Origin of the sequence: Methanosphaera sp. DEW79, assembly GCF_003266085.1 — an archaeon.
Lineage (GTDB): Archaea > Methanobacteriota > Methanobacteria > Methanobacteriales > Methanobacteriaceae > Methanosphaera > Methanosphaera stadtmanae.
Map to the genome: position 1 here is coordinate 38,400 of NZ_MUZW01000004.1, position 21,389 is coordinate 59,788.

Consider the following 21,389-nt stretch of genomic DNA (forward strand, 5'->3'; position numbering starts at 1 on the left):
ATTATATGCTAAGAAATTACATCAGAGGTTATATATGTAAAATAAGTGGTTAAACTCTAAAAATAATAAAAAAATAGAAGTGGAGGTTATTGTGTTACATTAGCTTGCGTATTTGTGTTGTTTGCAATGTTTTGTTTTTCAAGTTGACCATAATATGCACTATCTAAGTTAAGATCATGAAGTTTCTTATTTAAATCAGGATTTTGATCTAAAAATGTTTTTATATCGTTATATACTTGATTTAACTCTGTTGATGACTGTGCATTGTCAGTACTTGCTTGATTTATCGTATTTTGTGCATCAAGAGCAGTTTTTTCTCCTTTAACATATTGTGATAATGCATTTAAGAGTGTTACTGTAGCATTAAGATTTTTAGATTCTAGTTGAACTCTCTTCATTTGTAAGTCAATGTATTGTTTTTCAGTGTCATTATTGGTATTTGTCTTAGTTTCATTAAGACGTAATAATTCTTCTGAATATTTTGGTGTTATTTGATTGTTTATTGTATGTATTAATGTATCTGCATCAGTACTATTTTGTTGATTGATTTGATTTGTTGTACTTGCTATTTCTGTTTCAACAGCACTTGCATTTTGCAAGGTTTTATTGAAGTTTTCAGATAATAAAGTACTTTGATATGATTCATATTGTGGTATTGCTATGATTAAAGCAACTAAAATTACTGCAATAATACCAATAATCATCTTTTTGTTCATTATCTCACCTTTTATTATTTTATTTTTTATATTTGTTTATTATAACTTAACTAATTATAGTATAATATTATTATTTTTAAAAAGTTTTTTTCTAAAGTTTTATTAATTGTGAAGTTAATAGTATAATTATATTAATAATTGTATATTTAATTAGATAAGGGTAAATGTTTTTTAATTTTATTTTTTTTTTCTATAGATAATTAAATTGGATCAAATTTAAAAATAAGGTAACAAAAATTAACTTAAAATATTAAGGTGAAGTTATGGACGATAATCAAGAGGATTCACGACTTGAAATGTCACAACAAAATAAACAAATAATACAACAAGTCTTTGAATTAGAATTAGATGGTCATAAAGATGCAAGAGAGTTATATAAAGAAGAAATAGCAGGATTTTTAATTAAAACAGATGATGGATCCTATACTTTATCATCAGAAAAACGTTCTGATGGTATAGAGACATTACATAGTACTTTTGGTGCACGTACAGAGGCATTTGAAAAATTTGCAATTCCATCTAAACTTAAAGAAAAAGCAGAATCAAGAAAAATTATACGGGTTTTAGATATATGTAGTGGTATTGGATATAATGTATCAGCATTACTTGACTATTTAAATGATAGTGATGTTGTAATAGAAGTTGATATGGTTGAATCCTCTTTAGAAACATTGGCAACTACCCTTTTTATTCCAGATATATGTAAATCCCATGGTTTTGTTAAGAAAACAATAGAACTTTACTTAATAGAAAATGGTTATCTACAGTATAATAAAGTTCTAAGTGACATTCCCTCAAATATTAAATTAAATATTCATGTCTGTGATGCACGTGATTTTTTAAAAGAAAATGCAAATAAAGAGTATGATGCAGTATTTTTAGATCCATTTAGTCCAGCTAAATGTCCGGAATTATATACTGTTGATTTTTTCAATAAATTAAAAGAATTCTTAACAACAACTTCTCTTATATTAACATATACAGCTGCAAGTGCAGTTAGAAGTGCTATGATTAAGGTAGGTTTACATGTTGGTGAAGGTCCACAGTTTCATAGAAGTGGTGGAACAATAGCTTCAAAATGTTTTGACTTGTTAGATAAACCCTTAGCATTTGGTGATGAGAAGGTTATAGCTTTAAGTGATGTTGGAGTTCCATATATGGATCCTGATTTATCTGATGATTATAACACAATAATTGCAAGAAGACAATCTATACGTAGTAAGATTAGAGGAGTATCTGTATTTCCATCTTCAAGTAAACTTCCACGTTATCTTGGAATTGATCCTATGGAGATTGAAGATGAAACATTACGTGATAAATTAAATGGTTATGTTCAAAATATGGGATTTGAAGCATTAAATGATCCAAGAATTTTAAGTATGTTGGATATAGATAGAAATGCACCTAGTAAGAATCAGGTTCTTGAATTAGAGCAGAATATGGAATATATATTAAATTCAATATAGTTAGGTAATATTATACTACCTAACAATAATTATTATATTGACTATACTTGTTTCTATTTTTATTAGATCTTTCTATGTTAATAGCACTAACTTCTCCAATGATGTGTATATTTATATTCCATATTGGATTGTTTTTTTGGATAGGAATTGCTAGTATATCTTGTATTTTACTTTTTAATTCTTTTTCTAGTTTTTCTTTTCTATGGGGTATGTATGAATCAACATGGCATGTTATGTTAAATGTGTCATGGTATGTTATTTTATGTCTTATTTTTCTAAGTATTGTGGATGTAATGTAGTTTGTATTGTTTATAACACATTCTACTGGAACTATTGTTTCAAGTGTTTTTATATTTTCATTTTCTATTTCTTTTATTAATTCTTGTGGCTTTGGATATTCTAAGAAGAATATGTATGGATTTTCTGATTCTTTAAGAAAATAATCTTCTTTTTTATTGTTTATATTTTTTTCAAATTGATAAATCATTTCATCTAGTTGTTTGGCATTTTCAGTTTCATTGAATTTTATTAATAACTCTGGTTTATTTGTTTTATGTATTGACATAACAGTGGACTTTCACTCCATATTTATATACAATGTATATAATTTTTATAATTTTATTTTATATTTTATAATATATAATATTTTTTATTATAAAATTTATATATTATGATGTAGTTATATATTATTATGAATGAAAGGGGACAAATAACAATAGAATTTATGGTGGTTTTTATATTGTTACTTGGTATATTTTTGACAGTATTATCCATTACAAATGAAGAATTAGATAGTATAAATCAGACACAAAAAAGAAAACAGGCAAGAATGGTCTCTGATGATATAGCAAGTGTTATTAATCAAGTCTATATTCAAGGATCAGGTTACTCAAAAACATATACATTACCTTCTAAAATAAATCAAGAAACATACATAGTTCAAATAAATAAAACTGGTGTTTATATAAATAGTCATTATCAAATAACAAAAAGTCATTATATTCCAAAAAAGAACATAATACAAAAAAACTATATTTTACTACCAAACAATACATATGTATTTAAAAATAATAACAATATAATAGAAGTAGTATCATAATACTATAAAATTCTATTTATTAAAAGTAAAATAATGATAATATTATTATGAATAATAAAGGACAACTTACAATAGAATACATTATCTTGTGTAGCATATTGTTAATTACATTAGTACTTACAATAAACACAATCACAAATGAAGTAGAAAAAAACACAATACTATCAGCAGCACAAATAGGAGCACAAAATGGAATAAATAAAAATGGATATGCCACATACTACAACGATACATTCAACAACTACAATCAACATCATCCACAACTTTTAACACCAACAACAATAAAAATAATCAACATAACATTAGATGAGAAAAATAAAACAATATTCATACAAACTACTGTAACTACTAAAACAACACTAGATACACAAGAAAAAAACATCATGGGTTCACGTATAAACTACTACATAAGAAAAAGTATAACAGATACATTTGGAAAAAATCCAACAAACATATATTATGATCCAGCAAAATCAGAAAACTACATAATAAAAACACAACCAGTAATATGGAAATAATATATAAATTATCAAAGTGGGATTAGTCAAGTATAATACCTAGAAATAAAACTAAAATAATCTTGTTTGAAAAAAATAGAAAAATTAGATAATAGCACCTTTACTTACATATGCTATTATAATACCAAGTAAACCAAAAAATATTCCAATACTCCAAATTATATAAACAACTTGTTTTTCCTTCATTGGCCTTTTAAGAATGTATCTTATAAGTGAATTAAAACCACCACTTGGAGCTACAAGCTCACCATTCTCTTTAACCTCTGTTGGCTTAAAATTTTGACGTTCCATAACACCAACACTTCTAAATTTAAGAAAGCCATCAATAATATTGGGAATAAGAACAATAAATGCAATGATTTTTACTCTTCCAATAAATGCAATAATTGCAATACATGCACCAATTATTAATGTTCCAACATCACCTGGAAATACATTAGCAGGATATTTATTGTAGAATAAAAAAGCAAGTAATGCACCTAACATTGAAAATGATATGATAGCTACATCATATTTATTCATAATAATACAAGATAATGTTAATGAAGTCATAGCAATAACACCAAGTCCTGTTTCAATACCATTAAATCCAGCTAACATATTTGTTAGATTGGAAGCAATAGATACAGCAATTGGGATGAATATCATGTAAATAATGCCTACATTTGGTGGAGTAACCCACATAATAGGTAATCCTGCAATCCAAAGAAGTAATAATTTTTCCTTTGAAGATAACATTATCAAGTCATCAACCATACCAATAATACCAGTAAGAAGTATTACAATGAGTGTTATTGTAAGTTGTGACTGCCATTGAGGATAGAGATATACTCCAACCATTATAGCAATTGCAAATCCAAGTATGATTCCTATTCCACCCATCTCTGCAACTTCAGGCTTACTTAACTTATGTATATCTCTTCCAACAATATCTGCCTTTTTAAGTCGTTTAATTAAATGGGGCATAACAGTAAATGTTATTATAAACGATATAAATCCACAAATACCAGATGTTAATAGGAGTTGTCCAGTATTCACTTAGTACACTCCCGTCTGTTTAGAATTAATTAATTTTTTTTCTTTTTTTAAGATATAGTAAACAGTTCTAATTGGTATATCAAGCATTCGTGAAATGATTTTTACTGGCGTTCCCTTATTTTTAAGTTCAACAATTTGATTTCTTGTATCTTGAGAATACTTAGATTTGGGACCTTGTTTTAATTTCTTATTTTTAAGATAGTAAACTGTTTTCTGGCTAATATGTAATCTTTTAGCAATTGCTTTAGGATTAAAACCTGAATTTAACATTTCATCAATTGTATCTCTTATTCCTTCATCATATTTCTGTGGACGACCTCTTTGTTCAATAATGGAAATTGTAATTCCTAATTCATTTAATGCATCAAGGTATGTTTGTGATGTTCTTTCATATAAACTTTGAGGACATTCTATTGTTTCAAGGTCAGGGTTTTCATCTAATAATTCAATAATTAATCTTGAGGATAAGGGTTTGTTTACATGTATTTTTGAACTCAAAATACCACCACTCTTTATTTATTTATTATTTCTAAGAATTTTTTTGCTTTATTAGTTGATGGTTTTTCTATTTTTTGCAGTGCTGCTTTTTCTTTTGCAGCTTCATCTTTATCTACATATAAAAGGTCAGCAGCTTTATTTAATGAAATATTAGACTTACTATTTAATGCAATAGCACCATAAGCTGCATGATTTGATTTAAGATGTAGTTTTTTACGTTTTGTTTCAAGATCTAATTTATATTGGATTGTTTCCTTCATATTCGGGATTGTATCAATATTTTCTCCACTATCTTGTAATAATTCTATTACATCCTTTGGAAATATATTTTCAAATACTTTTATTTGATTAGAATCTAATGTTGGTCTAAGGTTAGGAAATGGTCCAGAATAGTTATTACGTCTATTTTCAGATGTTGTTAAGTAATATTTAAAAATATCCCATAGTATTAGTATAAATGGTGTTTCTATGTAGTAATGTTTTTTAATTTCTGATTCTTTATTCAGATCTTCTTTTAATTCTCTATCTAATTTGTGATCCTTCGTAATAAGATTTACTTTTCGAAGTTTAACGTATGTTAATTCTTCTTCTAATTCAATACGTTCTTCTGCTTCTCTTGCAAGTCTTCCAGCATCTTTTCTAGCTTCATTAAGTACACTGTTGTAAGTGTCTATCTTTTTCATATTATGAATATGTTTGGGTATAATCTCATCTATCTTCTTACTAACAATATTTTCTGAATAATGAAGATATGCTATTGCTAGGGCATTTTGAACATATTTATCATTTATTAATGATGGTTTTTTATGATGGAATTGAAGTAATTCAATACGTACATTTGGTCCATAACGTTTACGTAATTCTAATTCATAGTTTGATTCATCAGCATAATCAATATTCATCTTTCTGCTAACCCATTTACCAGTATTTTCATCTTTTATTTTAGCAATTACAGTTATACTTTTTACACGTCCTCTTTTTTCTTGTTTCATAATCTTAATTATTTTACGATATGCTTCAAGACTATAATTTGTTAATTGGGAACGTTTTAGGAGGTATTCTCCTCCTAATGGTAGGTATTTAATTAATTCTAATCTACAAATTCCACTCATATCTGAATCAAATTTAAATTCAGAACTTCCACATTCACACTTACAACTTTCTACTTCATTCTCATCATATACTAGAATATCTTCAAGTGTTTTTTTCTTATATTTTTGACCACATTTTTTACATTCAAGTTCAACATATTCTTCTAAGTGACCTATTGCTATTTTATGAGAAGCAATAGCAGATTTTACCTGATCAAGAATATTTTTCTTATTTGATGCTTTTATACGGAAGTATTGTGCATGTCTAGATTGATCATGTACATCATCAGGGATAATTTCAGGATTACTAGAATTTCCTCCTTTACTATAACGTTTTAAAGCACTATATGGTGAAGTAAATCCTCTGATTTCCATTTTATTACGAATATTTTGTAATTGTTTTAAGTTACTATTAAGGTAGCTATATATTTTTATGAAACTATCAAAATCTTCAATACTTTCAGCAATAACAGGTTTACTTTGTATTGTTTTAAGAAACTTCTCACTTTGTGTCACTAAGATGTCGCTCATTTTATATATTCACCAACATTTCCTTCTGTTGTTAAAAGTTCCATACTATCAGTAGCAAGTAACATACCATTAGATTCTACACCAAATAATTTTGCAGGTTGAAGATTTGCAACTACAATAACCTTTTTATCAATAAGTTCATCTACTTCATATCTTTTAGCTATTCCTGCTACTACTTGTCTTACTTCTTTGCCTAAATCCACTTGTAATTTAAGTAAATTTTTACTTCCATCTATTTTTTGTGCTTCTTTTATTTGTCCAACTACTAATTTTACTTTTCCAAATTCATCTATACTTATTAAATCACTCATATTATCGTCCTCATTTTCTTTATTTTCTTCTTCAAGAGAATATAATTTATCTTTTTCTTCTTTTATTATTTCATCAGGTATTTTAGAAAATAGTGGTTTTGCACTATTGATTTCATATCCTGCAGGTAAGAATTCTTTTGCTTCATCCCATTTTACAAGAGGAGTTCTTTCCTCAAATTTCATAAATCCATCAACATGTTCTGTTGGCATATTTAATACTTTTCTTATTTTCTGAACACTTATTGGAATGTATGGTGTTAATACAATTGATAAAACATGTACTAATTGGTTTGATAAGTTAATACATGTTTTTGCACTTTCAATATCTTCTTTTACACCTTTCCATGGTTTTTTATCATTGAAGTATTTGTTTGCTTCTTTTGTAAGGGACATTATTCCTTGTAATCCTTCTCTAAATTGGAAATTATCAATATAATTAGCAACTACGTCGGGTAGTGCTTTGATTTTTTCTTCAAATTCTTTATCTTCATCTGTATAACTTCCCATTTCAGGTATTTTACCATCAAAGAATTTGTTTGTAAATGTAAATGTTCTATGAATGAAATTACCAAGATTGTCTGTTAATTCATTATTTACTCTTCTTTGGAAGTCATCCCATGAAAAGTCAGTATCCTTATTTAATGGTGCATTTATTACCATGTAGTATCTAAGTAAATCACTATCAAATTTTTTAAGGAAATCTTCTACCCATATTACCCATCCTTTACTTGTGGACATTTTACGTCCTTCAAGGGAGAGATATCCTCCACCAACAACGGAATATGGTAGGTTCCATCCACGACCCATTAACATACTAGGCCAGAATAATGTATGATGATAAATAATATCTTTTCCAATGAAATGTACTGTTTTATCATCCCAATATTCTTTCCAGTCAAGATTGTGTTTGTTAGCCCAACTTGCAGCTGAAGACTGGTATCCTTCAAATGCTTCTGCCCATACATAAAGTACTTTTCCTTCAGCATCATTTAAAGGTACAGGAATTCCCCAATTCATATCTCTTGTCATTATCCAATCTTTAAGGCCATCATTCAACCATTCTTTTGCAAAGTTTTTCACATTTTTAGGCAGATGTTCATTTGAATTAATCCATTCTTTTAATGGTTGTTCAAATTCATGTAACTTAAAGTAGTATTGTTTTGATTGTTCAATGTGGGGGGTACTGTCACAGATTAAACAGTGGGGTTCAACTAGATCTGTAGGATTTAGGTGACGACCACATACTTCACACTGATCTCCTCTTGCTCCTTCACTTTCACAGTAGGGACAGGTACCTTCAACATATCTATCAGGTAGGCTACGTTTACATTCATCACAATATAATTGGTCAATTACTTTTTCATAGATGTATCCCTTATTATAAAGGTCTAAGAAGAAGTCTTGTGCCATTTTATAATGTATTTCATCAGTAGTTCTTCTAAAACTATCTAAGGATATGTTACATGATTTTAAATCATTTCCAATTATTTCATGGTATATATCTGTAATATCCTTAGGATTCTTTTTTTCTTGTTCTGCTCTAACGGCAATAGGTGTTCCATGTTCATCAGTAGAACATACCATTAGAGTATCTACTCCAGTCATACGATTATAACGTGCATATATATCTGCAGGAATATATGTAGAACGTAGATGTCCAAGATGACATGGACCATTAGCATATGGAAGTGCACATGATATAAATAATTTACTCATTCTTTTTATTCTCCTTTACATTATTTATCTTAGAATAATGATTTTTATTCCTAATAAAGGTGTATGGTACTTTTTTTTATTAGTGAGAAGTACTTCCTTTATTTTTTCCTTGTAATATTTTTTTCTAAAAAATAAATCTAATACTCAGAATATCAATTATAATTAATATTTATATATGGTGTTCATGATTTATTTATTTTACTAGGTAAAAGATTATTACATTATAGGTTATAGATATTATATTATCATGATAGAAACTTCATTTATAAATCCATTTAGCTTTGAGGCTAAAGAAATTGTAAGAAAATTAGGACAAATTGAAAATTTAGATAAGAAAAATGATTCATTAATAGATATTATAAAACATACACATTCACAGAAACTTTCATCAATACCTGAAACATTAGAACAATTAGCTCTACATAAATTCCAATGGTACTTAGATAAAAAAACTGATAACTTTGATGATAAGGTTTATGAATATTTATTTAATCCTGAAATTTATGAATATGATGTGCTATCCTTTTATTTTTTATGTCAAGCTGTAGCAATAGGTTTTGGTGAGGATAGTCACGAAGCAAAACAAGTTGTAGAATTAGAAGCTAATCTTATAGATAATAGATTAGAAAGACTAAAAAGTGAACCTAATAATTTTCAGTATAGTTTTCTTAAAGAAGCATTAAATCAACTAATTGATACAAATAATGTCTACTGGAATGACTTAAAAGAAGTTATAGACCTTGGAGTAATCGACTTAAATAAATTATTACTGTCAAATGGTAGGGTTATTATAGAATATGAAGACTTTATAGAAGAATATGGACATTTAATTGAACATAGGAATCCACAAACAATGTATGAGGTAATATGTGGATTAAATCTAAAGAAAAATCTATTAAAAAGTATAATAATGAAAAAAACTAGGGATTATATTGTGAAAGTTGCTGAAAATTCTAGGAGAATGGTTGAACCTGATTCAATTATGAATGAATTATCAGGTAAAATAAGACAAATGGAACAAAAGGCAAGGGAGAGAAGATTTGGTTCATCAAATAGTGGTGCATATAATGATAATGGACCTGCACCATACATACAAGAGGCATTTCCACCATGTGTACGTAAGTGTATGGAGGGAATTAAAAGTGGTGGAAGAAACGATGCAATTGTGTTGTTTTTAACTCCATTTATATCATATGCTAGATTGGCACCAAATGTATTTTCAATGGAATATGATATGAAAGTATCTGATGTGGATCCATCACTTGAAATAACACATAAAGAAGTAATTCCAATGATTTATGAGGCTGCAAATGCTTGTAGACCACCATTATTCAAGGATCAGCCACAAGAAAAGATTAACATCAATTCTAAACTTGGTTTTGGTATGAATTCAGAATTAAAACTATCAGAGGAGGGTGAAACTAGGTGGTATACACCTATGAGTTGTGAAAAAATCAAATTACACATGCCAAATTTATGTATTCCTTGTGTTGATTGTAAAAAAATAGGAAATCCATTGATATATTATAATCGTAAGAAAAGATTACTTGAAAAAAATAATTCAAAAGCAACAGCAGGTGAAGAAAAATGAGTGTTGAATTAAAACCTGCATCTAAATATGAACGTAAAATCTTTTATAAAGAAGAATGGAATGTGAAAGATGTTCCAGATTTCATAAGAAATTCTCTTACAAGTCGTGAATTTGGTTTTGATCATTATGGTAATGGACCAAATGATCGTTATAAGGTATTTGTTGATGATTTACGATTAAAACGTTTTATAAAAGTAAAACAACCATTTGCTGCATATTGTTCTGTGGCATTCTATGATAAGCCAAATCAGAGAAAGGGTTGGCAGAAATCAGAATTAGTATTTGATGTAGATGCAAAGGATATTCCAATAAGAACATGTGACTGTGCTGAAGGAGAAGTATGTGAAAAATGCTTAAATCAGGCAAAGGAGATAGTTTTAATGATAAGGGATGTTCTTAGTGGTGATTTTGGACTAACAAATATAAATCTCATATATTCAGGTAGGGGATACCATGTACGTGTTCTTGATGAAGATGTGATGGATGCATCAAGTGAGTTACGTGGGGATATAATACAGTATGTTACTGGTTCAAAACTACCTGATTTATCAAATGAGTATGGATTTAATGATTTACAACCATTTATTATACCATTTGGTTATCCAAAGAACTTTACAAGATGGTCAAAATATACAATTTTACATCTAAGACGATCTTCTAAATTAGATGATGTTAATAATCAATTATTAAGGGATGTTTTAAAACATAGAAATCTATTACAAGAAGATTTATGGGGTATGTTTAGGAGTAATATTGGACCTATACGTTATAAAAAGGTGATGAATGCAATTTCTAGAATTAATATGCAAATTACTGATACTAAGGTATCAATTGACTTAAAACGTATATTAAGACTTCCATCCACATTACATTCAAAGGTAAGTATGAAATCTACTCTAATAAAGAATATAGAAACATTTGATCCCTTTGATGATGCTGTTCCAAAATTTGTTTATGAACGTAATGATTAATGTTCTAATCTATAATTTGGATGTAAATATAGGAATATGTTGTTTAAGTTTTCATCATTTGTATTGTTAATAAATACTTCCATTTTTTCAAAAGAATAGTCCTTTAAAACTTCTTCTTTTATATTTTTTCCAAGTTTCAATATTGACATATTTTCTTCAAGAAGTATGTTTTTAATCATATCTTCTACTGTAATATATTTACGGTTACTAAGACTAATCCATTTATTGTTATGAATATATGCATTAGGATACTTATTTCTAAAATTATCACTATTTTTTGAGTCATATATTAATGGGCCATGATGTATTTTAACATTACTAAGACTTGCTACATCATATTCAAGAATAATATGAGCCACATTACTTGAGTCAATATAGTATCCACTTTCAAGAAGTGAAAAATCATAGATTCCTGAAACCTTCTCTAATGATTTCAATGTCTTATTTACTTGGGGATATATAACATCACTAGGAACATCAGGTACATTACATGATAAAACATAACAATAACTTCCCCTTTGTTTAAATAACTTTACTAATTCAGAAGGTGTTGTTGTAATTGTTTTATCTTGAAAGTAATTAATTGATGGATTTTTAAGATAATTTCGTGAAGCAACAATAAATTCAGAGAATTTCTGAATTGAAAGAGCAGCAGCAACATTTCTATTTTTATCAACAGGATCAATTACTATTAAGGCATCATGATAATTATTACAAGTACCATAATTCTCTAAATCTATTTTTAACTGATTTTTCCATTTATTTGCAGCATTTTCTATAACATTTTCAAATGTATGATATTTAAGAATTAATAACTCACAAAGATATCCTGAAAAACCACTAACCTTATAATTTGCACCATATGTATTAACACATGTCATAAACTTCTTAAGTAACAATACTTCATCAGCCTCATCACTTGTCATATGACTTTGAATATAGTTAGTATGGAGAATTGTTCTGTCAACTGCAGATTTAAGGTATGTGGTATCATTAATATTGTAACATGGAACAAAATCAATTTCAAATCCATTAATTAGGCCAGTGATATATGGATGAGATGCATATCTTTTCTCAGATATTCCACCAACAGTATCAATACAGTATTTCCCAAATTCTAATCCATATTTCTTTAAATCTTCCTCTGAATAATCAAGTGGAAATGCCATGAAAATATCAATGTCTGCTTTACCAACAAGTGATGTTTTCTTAGCAACAGAACCTACAAGTTTACATGTAATTTGAATATCTTTACTTTTAGCATAATTAGAAATAATATTCATTAATTTATCTGAAAAAGTAATAATTTTTTCTCTTTGTTTTTTAGTTGGTTTTATTTTTGATAAAATCTCATTATATATAGTATCATCATCCTCAGTATTGATTTAAAAAAAATTCATTATTAATGTTATAAAAAAAGGTATAGGGTGGGAGTTATTATATTTTTCTAGCACTTACAATTGTAATAGGATTTAATGCTTTCATCATCACTCCTCTATCAAGTAATGTTCCTTTGGATACTGATATGTTAACAACTTCAGGTTCTGCTCCAAGTTCTTTAAGCATATGTACACTATCTGTTGCAGTTTCAAGTACAATAGATGTTATAACAATACGTCCTCCTATAGGTAATTTAAGATAACCAGTTTCAATAATATTATCAAGGTTACCTCCACTTCCACCAATCATAAGCTTAGTAAAATCTTCAATATGATCTAATGCTTTTAGGCCTTCATCCTCTATTAATTCCACCTTGTTTTGAAGTCCAAATTTTTCAAGATTTGCTCTTGTAGTTTTAATAGCATCAGGATTCATATCTATACTGTAAATTTTTTTAGCTCTTTTTGCAAATTCTAGTGTTAAGCCCCCAGTTCCACATCCAACATCAACAACAACATCTTCATCAGTTAACTTTACTTTACTAATTACTAATGCTCTTATTTCTTCTTTTGTAGGTCCAGGTACTTTTTCTGTTTTGATAAATTCATTATCTGGTGTTATATCAAAGTACATAATAAACATCTCCATATTTATTGTGTCTTATATAATGCTATTGTTTCCATTTAGTAAATAGATTATTATTAATATTCAAAATATCAAAAATCTTTCCAACTATGAAGTTAACTTGTTCATCAATAGTTTGGGGTTTATGATAAAAACCGGGCATAGCTGGAAGAATAATACCTCCTTCACGACTAATATTGGTCATATTTTCTAAATGAATGGTTCTAAGAGGAGTTTCTCGTGGTACTATAATTAAGGTTCTTCTTTCTTTTAGTGTTACATCAGCAACGCGTGTTATAGCATTATCACCATAACCATTACTAATTGCAGATAAGGTTTTCATACTTGAAGGTATTATTATAGTAGCATCAAATTTAAAAGAACCACTATTTATAATAGCATTTAAATCATGTTCATCATATGAATAAGAGGCAAGTTTTTCAACATCACAAACTAAGTAACTAGTTTCATATTCAATAATATCCTTTGCAATATCAGATATTACAAGATATGTTTCAATATCTGCCTTTTTTAATTCTTCAAGTAATCTAATACCATAAATAACACCACTAGCACCAGTTATTCCAACAACAATCTTCATAATAATCATCTCATAAAATAAATTCTTCCACAGTCTCATATATTGGACCAGTAGGTGTGAGTGTACTTGATTTAAGATGTATTTTTTTAATATTCATTTTACCATAATAGGTTTTACTTAATTGTTTTAATATATTGGATAGATTGTTTTTATTATAAACATCCCGCACACGCCCAATAGTGATATGGGGCGTATAATCATGTTCTTTTTTAAATCCTATTTTATTAAACTCATCATCCAGTTCTTTAATAAGATTAATTGTCGTGTCATTGTCTTTTATTCCTGTCCATATAACACGTGGACGATTCATATTTGGAAAAGCACCAACTTTGACTAGTTTCATAGTGTATGTTTCATAATTTTCTGTTGTTTTTCTTATAATTGAAGATATTTGTTTTTGTTTTCTTTGATTAATCTCTCCAAAAAATTTAAGAGTTAAATGGATATTTTCATCTTCAACATATTTTATCTTAGCAGAATTCGTGTTTTTTATAGTTTGCTGTGTTTTTTTAATTTTATTTTTCAATGATTCTTCTATTTCAATAGCTAAAAATGCACGCATAATAAGTACTTCCATTAATTAAAAAATTCAAATAAAAAAAATAAAAAAAAGTAGGTTAATTAGAATATTTATTTTTCAATAATTTGTTCTTCAATAGCCATTCCAAAGTGTCTTGCAGCTTCACTAAAGTATGCAAGAACTTTATCTCCAACTTTTAGTTTAGAAACAGAGATTGGTTCACCTTTATCATTTACTAGTCTAATTGTTTCAGCATTCTGTACAAGAGTTCTTATTCTAGAATTCTTATATTTTGCTTCAATAAGAAGTAAAGGACGTTTTTCTATTTTTACACGGCCAACAATAACAGTGTTAGCTTCACCTTTACTATTTAATGTAACAACTTCATCTCCAGCTTCTAATTCTGAAAGATATCTTGTTTTATTCTCTGGAGTCATAACATAAGCATGTACTGGACCAGCATTTACTCTAAATGGACGTGATGCAACATATTCACTTTCTAATGTTTCACTATGAACTAAAAATAGTCCAGATGCAAATGAACCTACAAGCATTCCATCTCCAACATTCATCATTGAACATGTATCTACACATACTCTATCACCAATACCAACAGATTCTACTTTAGTAACAGTTGCAGCTTTAAGATCATATGATTCCTTTGATACTTTTTCTATTAGGGCACCTAATTTTCTTATTTCATTTCCATCATTAGATGATAATAACACACCATCAGATCCATGTTCCATTGTTTCAAGAGCTAATTTTGCTTCTTCATAATTTGGAACATCAACTATGATTTTAGAAGTTCTATTTTGTAAACTGGCAATGATATTTTCTAAAGGGATAACTTTCCAATTTTTACCTTTTAATATAACATAGTCTGCTACTGTACCTAGTTTAGATACTAGTAACTCATCATCCTTGTTATTAATTTCAACATATGCTGCTACTTCTTTACCACTTTCTTGTGCTTTTTTAATATCTGCCATGGTAATTTTGTTATTTAATCCAAGAAGTGTAATGTCAGAATCTTCTTTATCTGATATTATTGTTACACTACCTAATTTCTTAATAGTTTCAGCATTATCTAAATCCATTATGTGATCGAATCCAGATTCTAATGAATCAACAATAGCTTCTTTACGATCATTCCAAGTACCATTAGGTCTTATCCATGCAAATTTCATATTGTTACATCCTTTATTCTTTTAATATTTCTAGTGCTTCATCAGGTGTTGCATTGTTATGTACAACTTCTACTAGTGCACGTGTAATCTTTGCAGGATCTTCTGCTTGGAAAATATTTCTTCCAAATGCAACTCCAGCACCACCAACACTTATAGAGTCAGATACCATTTCAAATAATTGTCTTTGTGTTTCTATTTTAGGGCCACCTGCAATAAGTACAGGTACAGGACATCCATCAACTACTTCTTTAAATGAATCAGGATCGCCAGTATAATTTGTTTTTACAATATCTGCACCTAATTCTGCACCTACACGTGCTGCTAATTTAACAACTTCAGGGTCGTGTTCATTTTTAATTTCAGGTCCTCTAGGATACATCATTGCAAGAAGTGGAAGTCCCCATTTGTCACATTCTTCTGCTATTCTACCAGTTGATTGTAACATTTCTGGTTCTTTTTCAGAACCTATGTTTACATGTACACTTACAGCATCTGCTCCAAGTTGTACAGCTTTTTCAACACTTGTAACTTGTACTTTATGGAAAGGATCCATACTTGCATCAGTACTTGCAAATAAATGTAATATAAGTCCAATATCACTTCCATATCCACGGTGACCGTTTTTTACCATACCTTTATGCATTAGTACTGCATTTGCTCCACCATTAGCCACTGCATCTATTGTTTTTGTCATGTTTATAAGACCAGGGATTGGTCCTCCAGATATTCCATGGTCCATTGGTGCAATAACACATTTTCCTGTTTTACGGTTTATAATTCTTTCAATTCTAATCTTTTTACCTATCATTTTATCCCTTTTAGATGTAATATTAATTTGAAAATTATTATTTTTTTAATATATAATAAATTATCTTCTAAATATTTAATACATTTTTTTAATATTTAATACTATTTTTTTCTTAATTTATTACTTATTCTTTAATTCATTAGGAATTATTTCATTTGAAGATGAAGATAAATACCCTTTATGTGATAATATGTTCTCAGTAGTGTCTGATGAATTAACAAAATCTATTAATCCTCTATTTCTAATAAGTGACACTCGTGGTTTAAGTATGGAGGACCATAAGAAAAATACTTTAAATACTGTATCTGGATGATAACCTCCACCTAAATCAACACATAATACATCTATTTTTTCATGAGTTTTTGAGAATTCATATATTAATTTCTTATCTCTAACATCTACATTAGAAAATTCAATATTTTTATATTCAATTTTAAGATTATTCATTGCCCTTGTACTTTCTGGACTGTTATCAAATGCATATACTGTTCCATCTTGACAAAGTCTAGATAATATTTTAGTAGAACATCCTACATGACATCCTAATTCTACCACATTATCAAGAAGTTTCACATATTTAATCATATCTTCCTGATAGTTATTTCTCTTATAACTAATATGAATCATAATATTTATCTCTTATAGTTTTTGCAGCAAGTACTCCAGTTGAAAATGCTTTTTGAAGGTTATATCCACCACAAATACCACATCCTTCAACAAGTTCTCCAACTATGTATAAGTTTGGAACTATCTTTGATTCATATGTAGCAGGATTTATTTCCTTCTGTTTAACTCCACTATTTGTAACCATAGACTCGTTTTCAAGAACACTTGTTATGGTGAGTGTTGTTTTTTTAAGATTATCTCTTATTTTTATTCGTTCTTTTTTGGTTACCTGGTTTAATATCTTATTAGAATCTATTTTAATATTTTCTAGAAATACAATGGCCATATTTTTTGGAAGATACTTGTGAAGATATGTTTTTAAGGTTTTATTTGAATTATTACTAAAATCTTCCTGTAAGGTTTTATCTAATGATTCATATGAATAATCTGAAACAAAGTCAAGATTAATTATTACATCTTGATTTTTTCTAAGATGTTTTTCAACTATCATACTATTATCTAGTATAATAAATCCACTAAGTCCATTATGTGTGAAAATTATTGAACCAGAATCCTTTACTATGGATTTCTTATTTGCCTTTATTTCAATTGAAACATAGTTAGTTATTCCCTGTAATTTTCTAGGCCATGTCTCTTCTACTTTTATTGGACATAATCCACCCATATTTTTAGGTTTTGTATGTCCAAGGGATGTTGTAAATACAATTCCATCACCATCAGATCCAGTTTTAGGATATGAAGTTCCACCAGTAGCAAGTATGAGGTTTTTTGATTGAATAACATTGTTGTTATATTTAATTTTAAATAATCCTTCATTATATGATATGGATGTTACATATGAATTAAGTCTATACTTTGTTGAGGTATTTTTAAGAATTTTAGTTAATGTATTAACCACATCACTTGCCTTGTCACTTACTGGAAATACTCGGTTATCTTCTTCAACCTTTGTATTACAGCCATTATCTTTAAGTAATTGCCTAATATCTTCATTGAAAAATGTATTAAATGCATCAATATAATATTTTCCTGAATTATAGTATGATTTCATATACTCTTTTTTTGTGGCATTATTTGTTAGATTACATCTACCCCCACCTGTAAGAAGTATTTTTTTACCTAAAATATCATTTTTTTCAAGAATAATACTATTTTTATCATCTAAATATATTCCAGATAAGATACCACTAGCACCTCCACCAACAATAACTGTGTTGTATGTTTTCATATTATCAGCCTAAGAATCATCTATTAGGTTGTACATTATTCTAAGGGAGTCAAGAAGTCCATGGGCATATGCAATACATGCAAATGATGTTAATTCATCATCTATTTTAAGATAATATTTTGTATCCTCATAATATCTTTTTGCCATGTCTTTAACAAGCACTTCCTTTTGTGTTAAGTCGAGTTTTTCAACAGGTTCTATATTTTCTTCAAAAATTCTTAAATCTTTATCTATACGTTCTTTTGGTTGCATTTAATCAAATCCTAATATTATTCATATATAATATGTATTTATTCAAATTTAGTTTTCAATATAAAAAAATAAGGAAAATAATAGATAAGTGTATCTATTGAATTATAGGTTGTTATATTGTTTTTATATGGTTGTTGAATTACTTAATTTAGTCGTATCCATACATGATGTATTCTCTGGAAAACTGTAATGTAACTTAGTATTGTAAGTACTGCAATTGTTAAAAACATCATGTTATGTGAACCACCAAGTATTGCTGCAATTATTGAACCAACAACTATGATAAGTAATCTTTCAGCTCTTTCTGCTATTCCTACAGAACATTTTATTCCTTCACTTTCTGCACGTGATCTAATATAACTTACAGTTAATGAGGAATGTATTGCTAAAGCTCCAAGAATAGGATCAGTATAACCACTATACATTAATCCAATAATAATAGCTGCATCTGCGAAACGATCACAGGTAGAATCTAAAAATCCTCCAAATCGTGTTCTACAATGTTGTGAACGTGCAATAGCTCCATCAATCATGTCACACATTCCACTAATAATTATAAAAATAGCTCCGGCAACTAAGTTACCTGATGCAAAGAGCCCTCCTGCAAAAAAACTAATGAATAAACCTATTAATGTCACAATGTTTGGATTTAATGGTATTTTCTTACCTATTTTTCCTGTTATTTCATTAGCTTGTGGTCGTATTTTATTATTTAGCATAGTATTCTATTTATAATTAGGATTATATATAAGTATATAAAATGGTAGATGGAAATGGTGTATATAGTAGATAATCCTAATAAAAATGAATTAAATAAGATTCGTTCTATGTTAGGACAAGGAAAATTAGTAGTTTATCCTACAGACACAATTTATGGAATTGGTGTAGACATAAATAACATTGATGCCGTGAAAAAAGTGTATATGACTAAGAAAAGATCGTATGATAAGCCTATTTCTATATGTTTACATGATATAACACAAGTAAAAGAAGTAGCAATAGTAACAGATGAAATAGAACATATAATAAATGAATTACTACCTGGACCATACACCTTACTTCTTAGAAAAAAAAGTAATATACCAGATATACTAACAGCAAATACAAATATTATTGGAATAAGAATACCTGATAATAAAATAACACATAGTCTAACAAAGGATTTTCCAATCACAAGTACAAGTGCTAATCTTTCAAATATTCAAACACCAGACAACATAACAGATATAAAAAAACAGTTAGGTGATAATATTGATATTTACATAGACTGTGGTAAAAAAATAAAGAATCAACCATCAACAATAATAGACCTAACACAACAAAACCCTAAAATAATAAGACAACATAAGAATAATGAATTAATAAATAAAATATTGAAAATTGATTTATATTAATTATAATTATAATTAAAGTAGAGGAAGTGTATTATATGACATTTACTGATAAGAGAGGAAATAAGATAGAACTTGGTTCATATATAATCTATGCTAATACTGGAACAATTGGTGAAGTTTTAGATATGAAAACTGATGATGATGGTTCATGGGTATTAATACAAGTTGATGAATTAACAAGACTATGGTACAATACACAATACATAGAACTAACAGATAAAAAATATTCACGAAAAATAAAAGAAGAAAAAGATAAGGAATTATCTGTTGATGATATTAAAAAACAAATAGATGAACATATATCAGCAGAGTTAGGGGATGATGCTGTTGGAGGAGGATAATCCTCTAACATCATAATAAATTCTTTTTAAGCTTTAATTCTATTTTTTCTTTCTTAGTTTCATAGTCCTTATTTACAAGGCGTATCTTATTATCTATCTTTCTATTTAATTTATATAATTCAACATCAACTGAATGGTATGTTTTATTATAATTTGACTGAAATCTAGAATCTATTTTATCCTTGGAATTAATTAAATTATGGTATGTATCACTAAGTGAATGTTTATCAATTATGTTATCAATTTTATAGTCATCATTCTTTAATTTTTGATTTAGATTTTTTACTCCTTTTTTTATGAGTTCATTCTTTATTTGTTCACTTTTTTTTATTTTCTCATTAAGAATATTATAAACCATAATAATCACATATCCTATTTACCTAAGACTTATTTATATATCAGTTTCTTTTGCAACACAATACCTACACAATGCTTTATCATTATCTATATGATATCTTTTAATGGGACAATAATAATTCTCTCCATCAGTATAAATACTTTGCATTCCTGGAAACTCAGTACCAGGCAGATGAATAGGTTCTCTTTTAAGATAGGTAGCATACACTACAATTACATTCAATGCATCTGTAAGTCTGTTATTGGTTTTTGTAAGAATCTTATTAATTTCACTGGCTTCTTTTTTTGTAACTTCACCTTCGAAGTTTTCTTGTGTATTTTTTAGAGAATTAAATCTATTGATTATAACATTAAGTACAGATTCAATATATTTCTTTTTATATTCTCTGGGAAGATATTTAGTATCTTCATTAAATTCAAATGATAAATCATATAATTCCTGAAGAGTAACTTCTCTTATTTTTTCCTTTAATATTTCTTTTAATGTGTTATATTTCATATTCTCACAAACACAAGACATA

At 28.0% G+C, this 21,389-nt stretch carries 25 protein-coding genes; 7 read left to right on the plus strand and 18 right to left on the minus strand.

What is annotated here, in order from left to right:
• Positions 1-86: 86 nt before the first annotated feature.
• A complete protein-coding gene (locus BZ132_RS00435) occupies positions 87-716 on the minus strand; it encodes a hypothetical protein (RefSeq protein WP_286940080.1) in 630 nt (209 codons plus the stop codon).
• A gap of 263 nt (positions 717-979) precedes the next feature.
• On the opposite strand from BZ132_RS00435, the gene BZ132_RS00440 reads away from it, so the two are divergent.
• Positions 980-2,182 (plus strand): MnmC family methyltransferase, encoded by a 1,203-nt coding sequence (locus BZ132_RS00440; protein ID WP_011405694.1) that lies wholly within the window; start codon positions 980-982, stop codon positions 2,180-2,182.
• 19 nt (positions 2,183-2,201) lie between these two features.
• Here the strand turns inward: BZ132_RS00440 and BZ132_RS00445 are convergent, their stop codons facing one another.
• Positions 2,202-2,747, minus strand: coding sequence for a hypothetical protein (locus BZ132_RS00445; protein WP_011405695.1), 546 nt, complete (start codon positions 2,745-2,747; stop codon positions 2,202-2,204).
• Positions 2,748-2,921: 174 nt separating this feature from the next.
• On the opposite strand from BZ132_RS00445, the gene BZ132_RS00450 reads away from it, so the two are divergent.
• Positions 2,922-3,281 carry a hypothetical protein gene (locus BZ132_RS00450; protein WP_112149251.1) on the plus strand — a complete coding sequence of 120 codons (360 nt, stop codon included), beginning with the start codon at positions 2,922-2,924 and terminating at the stop codon, positions 3,279-3,281.
• Positions 3,282-3,328: 47 nt separating this feature from the next.
• The gene (locus BZ132_RS00455; RefSeq protein ID WP_011405697.1) at positions 3,329-3,799 is read left to right on the plus strand and encodes a class III signal peptide-containing protein; all 471 of its coding nucleotides are present in this window, start codon (positions 3,329-3,331) and stop codon (positions 3,797-3,799) included.
• An 84-nt stretch (positions 3,800-3,883) separates the two neighbouring features.
• On the opposite strand, the gene BZ132_RS00460 is transcribed toward BZ132_RS00455, so the two are convergent.
• The 4 genes from BZ132_RS00460 to metG form a co-directional block, all read right to left on the minus strand.
• On the minus strand, positions 3,884-4,765 hold the full coding sequence (locus BZ132_RS00460; RefSeq protein ID WP_083757032.1) for a glycosyltransferase 4 family protein: 882 nt from the start codon (positions 4,763-4,765) through the stop codon (positions 3,884-3,886).
• Between the two features lie 72 nt (positions 4,766-4,837).
• Positions 4,838-5,335, minus strand: coding sequence for a helix-turn-helix domain-containing protein (locus tag BZ132_RS00465; protein WP_011405699.1), 498 nt, complete (start codon positions 5,333-5,335; stop codon positions 4,838-4,840).
• Positions 5,336-5,349: 14 nt separating this feature from the next.
• Entirely contained in the window at positions 5,350-6,957 is a 1,608-nt protein-coding gene (locus BZ132_RS00470) for a DUF530 domain-containing protein (protein ID WP_011405700.1), read from the minus strand.
• Positions 6,954-8,984 (minus strand): methionine--tRNA ligase, encoded by a 2,031-nt coding sequence (gene metG, locus BZ132_RS00475; protein WP_286940083.1) that lies wholly within the window; start codon positions 8,982-8,984, stop codon positions 6,954-6,956. The genes BZ132_RS00470 and metG overlap by 4 nt, the downstream gene beginning before the upstream one ends.
• Positions 8,985-9,231: 247 nt before the next feature.
• Between metG and priL the strand changes: the two genes are divergently transcribed.
• Both priL and priS read left to right on the plus strand, forming a co-directional pair.
• Complete coding sequence (gene priL / locus BZ132_RS00480; RefSeq protein WP_011405702.1) at positions 9,232-10,575, plus strand: DNA primase large subunit PriL; 1,344 nt, start codon at positions 9,232-9,234, stop codon at positions 10,573-10,575.
• Positions 10,572-11,546: a DNA primase catalytic subunit PriS gene (gene priS / locus BZ132_RS00485; protein ID WP_011405703.1), complete on the plus strand. Its 975-nt coding sequence runs from the start codon at positions 10,572-10,574 to the stop codon at positions 11,544-11,546. The genes priL and priS overlap by 4 nt, the downstream gene beginning before the upstream one ends.
• Here priS and cca read toward each other — a convergent pair.
• The 10 genes from cca to pgsA form a co-directional block, all read right to left on the minus strand.
• Positions 11,543-12,931: a CCA tRNA nucleotidyltransferase gene (gene cca / locus BZ132_RS00490; protein WP_112149254.1), complete on the minus strand. Its 1,389-nt coding sequence runs from the start codon at positions 12,929-12,931 to the stop codon at positions 11,543-11,545. The two genes, priS and cca, sit on opposite strands and share 4 nt — an antisense overlap.
• Before the next feature lie 52 nt (positions 12,932-12,983).
• The gene (cbiT, locus tag BZ132_RS00495) at positions 12,984-13,559 is read right to left on the minus strand and encodes a precorrin-6Y C5,15-methyltransferase (decarboxylating) subunit CbiT (protein ID WP_112149255.1); all 576 of its coding nucleotides are present in this window, start codon (positions 13,557-13,559) and stop codon (positions 12,984-12,986) included.
• Positions 13,560-13,596: 37 nt separating this feature from the next.
• Complete coding sequence (locus BZ132_RS00500; RefSeq protein WP_011405706.1) at positions 13,597-14,151, minus strand: UbiX family flavin prenyltransferase; 555 nt, start codon at positions 14,149-14,151, stop codon at positions 13,597-13,599.
• 10 nt (positions 14,152-14,161) lie between these two features.
• Entirely contained in the window at positions 14,162-14,713 is a 552-nt protein-coding gene (thpR, locus tag BZ132_RS00505; protein ID WP_011405707.1) for an RNA 2',3'-cyclic phosphodiesterase, read from the minus strand.
• A 68-nt stretch (positions 14,714-14,781) separates the two neighbouring features.
• Complete coding sequence (locus BZ132_RS00510; protein WP_011405708.1) at positions 14,782-15,861, minus strand: 3-dehydroquinate synthase II; 1,080 nt, start codon at positions 15,859-15,861, stop codon at positions 14,782-14,784.
• A gap of 13 nt (positions 15,862-15,874) precedes the next feature.
• Positions 15,875-16,669 carry a 2-amino-3,7-dideoxy-D-threo-hept-6-ulosonate synthase gene (locus BZ132_RS00515; RefSeq protein WP_011405709.1) on the minus strand — a complete coding sequence of 265 codons (795 nt, stop codon included), beginning with the start codon at positions 16,667-16,669 and terminating at the stop codon, positions 15,875-15,877.
• A 120-nt stretch (positions 16,670-16,789) separates the two neighbouring features.
• Entirely contained in the window at positions 16,790-17,296 is a 507-nt protein-coding gene (locus BZ132_RS00520; protein WP_048059668.1) for a class I SAM-dependent methyltransferase, read from the minus strand.
• On the minus strand, positions 17,283-18,524 hold the full coding sequence (locus BZ132_RS00525; RefSeq protein WP_011405711.1) for an aminoacetone oxidase family FAD-binding enzyme: 1,242 nt from the start codon (positions 18,522-18,524) through the stop codon (positions 17,283-17,285). The genes BZ132_RS00520 and BZ132_RS00525 overlap by 14 nt, the downstream gene beginning before the upstream one ends.
• 9 nt (positions 18,525-18,533) lie before the next feature.
• Entirely contained in the window at positions 18,534-18,776 is a 243-nt protein-coding gene (locus BZ132_RS00530) for a DUF357 domain-containing protein (RefSeq protein ID WP_011405712.1), read from the minus strand.
• A gap of 143 nt (positions 18,777-18,919) precedes the next feature.
• Positions 18,920-19,495, minus strand: a complete 576-nt coding sequence (pgsA, locus tag BZ132_RS00535; RefSeq protein ID WP_011405713.1) for an archaetidylinositol phosphate synthase — start codon at positions 19,493-19,495, stop codon at positions 18,920-18,922.
• Positions 19,496-19,549: 54 nt separating this feature from the next.
• Between pgsA and BZ132_RS00540 the strand changes: the two genes are divergently transcribed.
• Positions 19,550-20,170, plus strand: a complete 621-nt coding sequence (locus tag BZ132_RS00540; protein ID WP_048059794.1) for an L-threonylcarbamoyladenylate synthase — start codon at positions 19,550-19,552, stop codon at positions 20,168-20,170.
• Between the two features lie 35 nt (positions 20,171-20,205).
• On the plus strand, positions 20,206-20,511 hold the full coding sequence (locus BZ132_RS00545; protein WP_011405715.1) for a DUF2098 domain-containing protein: 306 nt from the start codon (positions 20,206-20,208) through the stop codon (positions 20,509-20,511).
• Between the two features lie 10 nt (positions 20,512-20,521).
• Here BZ132_RS00545 and BZ132_RS00550 read toward each other — a convergent pair whose 3' ends face one another.
• On the minus strand, positions 20,522-20,869 hold the full coding sequence (locus BZ132_RS00550; RefSeq protein ID WP_011405716.1) for a hypothetical protein: 348 nt from the start codon (positions 20,867-20,869) through the stop codon (positions 20,522-20,524).
• Between the two features lie 33 nt (positions 20,870-20,902).
• Positions 20,903-21,388: a DUF2115 domain-containing protein gene (locus BZ132_RS00555; protein WP_052273648.1), complete on the minus strand. Its 486-nt coding sequence runs from the start codon at positions 21,386-21,388 to the stop codon at positions 20,903-20,905.
• Between the last annotated feature and the right edge of the window lies 1 nt (position 21,389).